This is a genomic window from Hydrogenophaga sp. (assembly GCF_048549895.1).
In the GTDB taxonomy this organism is placed as follows: domain Bacteria; phylum Pseudomonadota; class Gammaproteobacteria; order Burkholderiales; family Burkholderiaceae_C; genus Hydrogenophaga.
The window spans coordinates 1-4,929 of the sequence record NZ_JBLYYB010000149.1 but is presented as its reverse complement, the minus strand read 5'-3'; the positions used below and the strand labels follow the sequence as shown (position 1 = coordinate 4,929).

Annotated in this window: 3 protein-coding genes; all 3 read right to left on the bottom strand. The window is 59.9% G+C overall.

Annotated features, from left to right (window positions below):
* Positions 1-1,296, bottom strand: a 1,296-nt coding sequence (locus ACN4F8_RS14995; protein ID WP_419474299.1) for an efflux RND transporter periplasmic adaptor subunit, incomplete at its 3' end; no start/stop codon positions are given.
* Positions 1,293-2,558 carry a TolC family protein gene (locus ACN4F8_RS14990; protein WP_419474298.1) on the bottom strand — a complete coding sequence of 422 codons (1,266 nt, stop codon included), beginning with the start codon at positions 2,556-2,558 and terminating at the stop codon, positions 1,293-1,295. The genes ACN4F8_RS14995 and ACN4F8_RS14990, both read right to left, overlap by 4 nt.
* A 34-nt stretch (positions 2,559-2,592) precedes the next feature.
* The coding region (locus ACN4F8_RS14985; protein ID WP_419474297.1) for a heavy metal translocating P-type ATPase at positions 2,593-4,929 on the bottom strand (2,337 nt) is incomplete at its 5' end.

The window sequence follows — 4,929 nt, the reverse complement described above, 5'->3', positions numbered from 1 at the left end:
TTCTCCCTGGGAAGCTGGGGGCGCAGCACCATGACTGGCATGGCCAAAGCTGCCGACAGCCGCCTTGAGATTGCTTTCTGCATCGATAAGAAAGTTGGCGGTAACGACAACGGCTTCGCCTTCCTTGATGCCGTCCAGCACTTCCACCTGATTATCGCTGCGTTGCCCCAACCGAACCTCGCGTGGCTCGAAGCGACCTTCGCCGGCCTGCACCAACACAATGCGCCGAGTGCCGCTGTCGATGACGGCAGAATTCGGAATGACGACCACCTTGCTGCGACCACCGACGGGCAGCTCTACCTGAGCATACATGCCCGGCTTGAGCAATTGCCCCGGATTGGCAAGCTCGATCCGTACCTGAACCGTCCGCGTGTCAGCCTGTAACGTAGGATAGACGTAGCTGATCGTGCCTTCGAAGCGTTTGTCGGGGTAGGCATTGATGTGCACCAGGGCTTTCGCACCGGTTTTGACGAGACCAATATCCTGCTCGAAGACATCCGCAATCACCCATACCGAGGAAAGATCGGCAATTTGGTACAGCGCCTCTCCAGGCATGAAGCGCATGCCTTGCACCGCTTTTTTCTCGATCACGATGCCGCTAACCGGTGAGCGAAAGGTCAATGTCCGACGGGCTTCCTCCGACTTGGCCAGCGCCTTAATCTGCTCATCCGAAATATCCCAGTTGCGCAAACGCAGCAGGCTGGAATCAGCCAGTTGACGCATGCTTGCCTGGGCTTGGTCACCAGCGCCCTTGAGCGACTCGACGCCTTGTGCCGCAACGGCGTATTCGCGCTGAGCAGACACCAGCTCCGGGCTGTACACCTCGAACAGCGGCTGTCCCTTGCCAACCGGCTGCCCGGTTATGCTGACATGCAGGCGTTCGACATAGCCCTCGAACTTAGGTGAAATCGTATAAAGGCGACGCTCATCCGGTTCGACTCGGCCGGCCGCGCGGACAAGCTTGTCGAGCGTTTGCAATTGCGCGAGTTCGGTACGCACGCCAAGTTTCTGGACCTTCTCGCTACTAATCCTGATCTGGTTGGCGCTGCTGGGTTCCGCTTCCTGTTCCCCTTCATAGACAGGAATGTAGTCCATGCCCATCGGGTCTTTCTTTGGCACTGTTGAGGTGTCGGGCAGCCCCATTGGATTGCGGTAGAACAGAATCTTGCGTTCAGCCCCTCCTACGGTCGCTCCTGCTGAGTCATGAGAAGCCCCACGCTGACCGATCCAATATCCACCACCTGCCGCCAACACAGCAACCAGGGCCCCAACGGCCAATCCTGAACCCCGATTCATAGTTCTTCCCCTAACAGTCGTTCAATTTCGGCTAGGCGCACTTGCGCGTCCACCTGAGCCTTGATTTGGTTTTGTCGTGCCTGACGTATCTGCCGCTGTGCATCCAGCAGCGTGGCGAAATCAACCTTGCCGTTCTCATAGCCGGTCAGCGCGGCCTTAAAGGTCAGCTCGGCCTGCGGCAAGAGGCTGTTCGTCAGTAGCGTCTCGGTCCGGCGAGCGGCATCCATGCCGGCCAGGCTTTCGCCCAGCAGAGACAGAATCTGGTTGGCGGTTGCCTCCTTGCGCGCCCTGGCAGCGCTCAACATGGATTCCGATTCACGTTCCTGGGCGCGGCGCGTGCCCTGTTGCAACGGAATACTGAACTCGAACATCAGTTCCCATTCCTTGACCGAGCTCTGATACTGGATGGGTGAAACTCCGAGCGTGACGTCCGGATAGCGATTCTTGTAGGTCAGGTCCCGGTTCTTCTCGGCCGCCTTGATTTTGGCTTCCTCGGCGAACAATTGAGGGTTCCGAGCGCGCACCCGGTCTTCAAGCACAGCAAGCTCAAGCGCAACGGGTTGGGGGAGCTTGCGTAGCTGAGCCGGTTCCAGCAGCGGTGAGTTGATGGGCCGTGCCAAGAGTGCATTCAGCCGTGCCCGCAGATAGTTTTTTTCGGCCTCGACGGCAATCAGTTCGTTACGCATATTGGTCTGTTCGACCTGGGCGCGGATCACGTCTTGCTGCGCAGCGAGGCCGCCTGCATAGCGAACCTGAGCGATCTTTTCCAGCCGGGTCATCAAGTCCAGAATTTCGCGGGTCAGTTGCTCATTCCGATGGGCGTAATACAGCTGCGCGAAACTGAGCTTGATCTGCCCGGCAATCTCGGCCCAGGCCGCCATTACTCGACCCTTGGCGCCATCCGCCTCCAGTTCGGCGATTTCGCGTTTGAGATCGCGCTTGCCGAACCAGGGTAAATCCTGCATCAGCAGATAGCGGGTGCTGCCGACCTTGCTGGGTGCCAGCGTGGCGTTCTGTTCGCCCATTTTGGTGATGTCGCGCAGCTCGGTTCTGAAACGAGGGTCGGGCAATGCACCTGCTGGGCCGATGCGTTCGAATGACGCATCGGCTTCCGCCTGCATTGCGGCATATTCCGGGTTCCGGGTCTTGGCATATTCCAGCAAACCTTCGACATTCCGCCCCAGCGACGACTCCTGAGCCAGAGCGACACTGCTGATCGCCAGCCCCAAAAGCAGGCTTTGCAAGGTCTTCAACGACAACATCTCAGCTTCTCTCCAGAGCAATCTGTTTGCTTCATCAAAATTGCTTCCACTTCAGGCGCAAAGCATTGCCAACAACGGAAACCGAACTCAGGCTCATGGCCAGTGCTGCAATCAACGGCGACAACAGCCATCCTGTCACGGGGTACAACATCCCGGCGGCAATCGGAATTCCGAGTGCGTTGTAGAGGAAGGCGAACAGCAGGTTCTGGCGCATATTGCGCACGGTCGCTTGCGACAAGGCGCGGGCAAGCGCAATGCCGCGCAGATCGCCCTTGACGAGCGTGAGCTGGGCGCTGTTCATGGCGACATCCGTCCCTGTGCCCATGGCAATACCGACATCGGCTCTAGCCAGTGCGGGCGCATCGTTGATGCCATCGCCGGCCATGGCAACCACGGCCCCGGCTTTTTGCAATTGCTCGACCAAAACAAGCTTGTCGGCGGGCTTTACCTCGCCATGCACTTCATCAATGCCCAATCGCGCACCCACGGCCTTGGCCGTGGTCAGACCATCGCCAGTGGCCATGACCAGACGGATGCCGACTTGTCGCAACGTGGCAAGTGCCTCCGGCGTGCTCGACTTGATCGGGTCGGATACGGCCAGCAGACCGACGAGCTTCCCGTCGACGCCGAGGTACATCACGCTGGCACCTTCGCTGCGCAGATGCTCGGCATCCGCCACCAAGGGAGCCACTTGCACGCCGGCCTGTTCCATCAGCACGGTATTGCCGAGTGCCAGAGATTTCCCGGCCACACGGCCATGCACACCAATGCCGGTGGAGGATTCAAAGTCTTCGACCTTCTCCAGCTCAAGTCCTTGCGACCTGGCCGCCTGCACAATGGCATCGGCGAGCGGATGTTCGCTGCCCTGATCGAGGCTGGCAGCCAGACGCAGCACCTCATTGGCATCAAAGCCAGCGGCCGGAATCGCCCGGTCAAAGCGCGGCTTGCCTTCGGTCAGCGTGCCGGTCTTGTCCACAATCAAGGTGTCGACCTTGCGCAGATTTTCGATGGCCGCTGCGTCGCGGAACAAGACACCGCGCATGGCGCCTTGTCCGGTGGCCACCATGATGGACATCGGCGTGGCCAAACCCAGCGCGCACGGGCAGGCGATGATCAGCACAGCCACTGCGTTGATGAGCCCGAACACCCAGCTCGGTTCAGGCCCCCATACACCCCAACCGATAAAGGTCAGCACTGCGATGCCAACGACGACGATAACAAAATAACCGGCTACCACGTCGGCAAGGCGCTGCATCGGCGCCTTGGAACGCTGTGCCTGCATCACCATCTGCACGATCTGCGACAGCATGGTTTCCGAGCCGACTCGCTCCGAACGCATGACCAAGGCACCGTTGGTGTTCATCGTGGCGCCGATGACCTTGTCGCCGACACGCTTGCTTACCGGTAGAGGCTCGCCGGTGAGCATGGATTCGTCGACCGCGCTGCCGCCCTCGACGACTACGCCGTCGACCGGGACTTTCTCGCCGGGACGGATTCTGAGCAGGTCACCGACATGCACGTGGGTGAGCGGTACGTCCTCCTCGCTGCCGTCTGCGCCAATGCGCCGCGCAGTCTTTGGCGAGAGGCCGAGCAAGGACTTGATCGCCGCTGAAGTCTGCGAACGCGCCTTGAGTTCGAGCACCTGTCCGAGCAGGGTCAGCGAGATGATCACATCCGCCGCCTCGTAATACACCGCGATCCGCCCCATGGAAAAGAACGACTCGGGAAATGCACCCGGGATCAAGGTTGCCGCCAGGCTGTAGACAAAGGCAGCCCCGGTGCCGAGACCGATCAATGTCCACATGTTTGGGCTGCGCAGCATCACCGACAGCCAGCCGCGATGGAAGAAAGGCCAGCCGGCCCAGAGGATGACCGGCAGGGAGAGAACGAGCTCGACCCAAGATTGGGTCTGTGGCTCCAGCCAGCCATAGCGGTGGCCGAACATGGCCAGAATGACGACGACGATGGAGAGCGGCAGCGTCCACCAGAAGCGGCGGGTGAAATCTTTCAGTTCAGGATCCTCTTCATCCTCTACCGAAGGTAATTCCGGCTCCAGCGTCATCCCGCATTTCGGGCAAGAGCCCGGATGGTCCTGGCGAATCTCCGGATGCATGGGGCAGGTGTAGATCGTCCCGGTCGGTACCGGGTGAGCCTGCGGTGCAGCGGGGATTGCGTCCGTCACATACTTCGCCGGGTCGGCAACGAACTTGTCGCGGCATTTGGTGCTGCAGAAACGGTAATCATGATCGACGTATCGATAAACATGGGAAGAGTCTGCCTTGACCACCATGCCGCAGACGGGGTCTTTCAGCTCCCCGGCATTAGGTTCTGGCGGCGGATTGGTGTGATGCGCATGTTTATGAGCATGGTG